Source organism: Bacillus sp. VA15, assembly GCF_055721145.1.
In genome coordinates this window covers 1-445 of record NZ_JBVQPQ010000033.1, presented here as the reverse complement: position 1 = coordinate 445, position 445 = coordinate 1, and the positions used below count along the sequence as shown (strand labels likewise).

At 66.7% G+C, this 445-nt stretch carries 1 protein-coding gene; it reads right to left on the bottom strand.

Annotated elements, in window-relative coordinates; translation table 11 throughout:
* Nucleotides 1-2: 2 nt before the first annotated feature.
* The coding region (locus AC0DBE_RS21600) for a DbpA RNA binding domain-containing protein (RefSeq protein ID WP_472963743.1) at nucleotides 3-445 on the bottom strand (443 nt) is incomplete at its 5' end.

Sequence of the window (445 nt, the reverse complement as noted above, 5' to 3'; positions counted from 1 at the left end):
AATCAGAGAATACGCACGCGCAGCGAGCGGCCCTTGATCTTGCCGTTGTTCAGGCGCTGCAGGGCCTGATTGGCAATGCCGCGCTCCACGGCCACGTAGGCCTGGAAGTCGAAGATCGCGATCTTGCCCACCTGAGCACCGGGGATGCCGGCGTCACCGGTCAGGGCGCCGAGGATGTCGCCTGGGCGAACCTTGTCCTTGCGACCGGCAGCGATGCACAGGGTAGCCATGGCCGGCAGCAGCGGGCCGCCCGCCTGGGCGGTAAGGCTGTCCAGGGGTTGCCAATTGAGCGGCGACTTCTGCAGTTGCTCGATGGCCTGGGCGCGCTGCGCTTCGGCCGGGGCCACGAAGCTGATCGCCAGGCCGTTCTCGCCGGCACGGCCGGTACGGCCCACGCGGTGAATGTGGATTTCCGAATCACGCGCCAGTTCGACGTTGATCACCA